At 52.6% G+C, this 2088-nt stretch carries 1 protein-coding gene; it reads left to right on the top strand.

The window, feature by feature from the left end; translation table 11 throughout:
• The first annotated feature begins 192 nt into the window (after positions 1-192).
• Complete coding sequence (gene katA, locus ACTHUE_RS16665; RefSeq protein WP_440424021.1) at positions 193-1707, top strand: catalase KatA; 1515 nt, start codon at positions 193-195, stop codon at positions 1705-1707.
• Positions 1708-2088 lie beyond the last annotated feature (381 nt).

Raw genomic sequence — 2088 nt, 5'->3', positions numbered from 1 at the left:
GTTATATCTATTCTCAATCGGTTTCATAGTTCCAATAGTTAAAACCTTTCTGTATAGTTGTTTTAATAGTTAACAGCAAAGGGAAATAAAATGTCGATACAAGAAATTTATGAGAATCAAGAAACCGGCTACGAATATGCCTTCCGGCAAATCGTTTTATAAACCACTGACCATTTTGCAAAGGAAATCATCATGACTACCTCCAAATGCCCAGTTACCCACCTGACCATGAACAACGGCGCACCTGTTGCCGACAATCAAAACAGCCTGACCGCAGGCGCGCGCGGCCCGTTGCTGGCGCAGGATTTGTGGCTGAATGAAAAACTCGCCGACTTCGTGCGCGAAGTCATCCCCGAACGCCGTATGCACGCCAAAGGTTCGGGCGCGTTCGGTACGTTCACCGTGACACACGACATCACGAAATACACCCGCGCCAAAATCTTCAGCGAAGTCGGCAAAAAAACCGAGATGTTCGCCCGTTTCACCACCGTGGCAGGCGAGCGCGGCGCAGCCGATGCGGAACGCGACATCCGCGGCTTTGCGTTGAAGTTCTATACCGAAGAAGGCAACTGGGATATGGTCGGCAACAACACGCCCGTATTCTTCCTGCGCGACCCGCGTAAATTCCCCGACCTGAACAAGGCGGTCAAACGCGACCCGCGCACCAATATGCGCTCTGCCACGAACAACTGGGACTTCTGGACGCTGCTGCCCGAAGCCCTGCACCAAGTTACCATCGTCATGAGCGACCGCGGCATCCCCGCCAGCTACCGCCATATGCACGGCTTTGGTTCGCATACTTACAGCTTCTGGAACGAAGCGGGCGAGCGTTTTTGGGTGAAATTCCATTTCCGCAGCCAGCAAGGCATTAAAAACCTAACCAACGAAGAAGCCGCAAAAATCATCGCCGACGACCGCGAAAGCCACCAGCGCGACTTGTACGAAGCCATCGAACGCGGCGAGTTTCCGAAATGGACGATGTACATCCAAGTCATGCCTGAAGCAGATGCGGAAAAAGTGCCGTATCATCCCTTCGACCTGACCAAAATTTGGCCGAAAAAAGACTATCCGCTGATTGAAGTGGGCGAATTTGAGTTGAACCGCAATCCCGAAAACTTCTTCGCCGATGTGGAACAATCCGCCTTTGCACCGAGCAACCTGGTACCCGGTATCGGCGCCAGCCCCGACAAAATGCTGCAAGCCCGTTTATTCAATTACGCCGACGCGCAACGCTACCGTCTGGGGGTGAACTTCCGCCAAATCCCCGTCAACCGCCCGCGCTGCCCTGTTCACAGCAACCGGCGCGACGGGCAAGGTCGCGCCGACGGCAACTACGGCAGCCTGCCGCACTACGAACCCAACAGCTTCGGCCAATGGCAGCAACAACCCGACTTCGCCGAACCGCCTTTGAAAATCAACGGCGACGCGGCGCACTGGGACTACCGCCAAGACGATGACGACTATTTCAGCCAACCGCGCGCCTTGTTTAACCTGATGAACGACGCACAGAAACAGGCTTTGTTTAACAACACCGCCGCGGCCATGGGCGATGCGCCTGACTTCATCAAATACCGCCATATCCGCAACTGCTACCGTTGCGATCCGGCATACGGCGAAGGCGTAGCCAAAGCCCTTGGACTGACTGTCGAAGATGCCCAAGCGGCACGAGCCAACGACCCGGCTTTAGGTCAACCTGGTTTACTGTAAGGAGGCATTATGTGGATAGAAATTGAAGAACTCTTATCTCAAGCTGTCCGATACAGCCGTTCAAACAAAAAGTAACGGTTTAGATCATTAAGCAGGCCGTCTGAAATACAAAATAAAGTTTCAGACGGCCTTTTTTATGATGAAGTTTATTTGATTGCTTCAGATTCAATGGAACTGGCTGCCCTTATTTCTCAGTAAATCATGGCATGCCCCTCACCATCTCATGCTTCTACTGACAAATAAAAAACCGCACAGCTGCTTGCCGTGCGGTTTTGCTTTTTGTCTGAAGGTTTCAGACGGCCTTACATCATGCCGCCCATACCACCCATGCCGCCCATATCAGGCATAGCAGGTTTTTCTTCAGGGATTTCAGCGATCATG

It is taken from the genome of Neisseria sp. P0021.S005 (genome assembly GCF_051956955.1).
Note: the sequence above shows the minus strand (reverse complement) of the source record. Positions and strands in the feature narration are given on the sequence as shown.

Bases quoted from the DNA above. Each gene is read 5' to 3' on its own strand.
- katA (WP_440424021.1), top strand. From the start codon at position 193: ATGACTACCTCCAAATGCCCAGTTACCCACCTGACCATGAACAACGGC.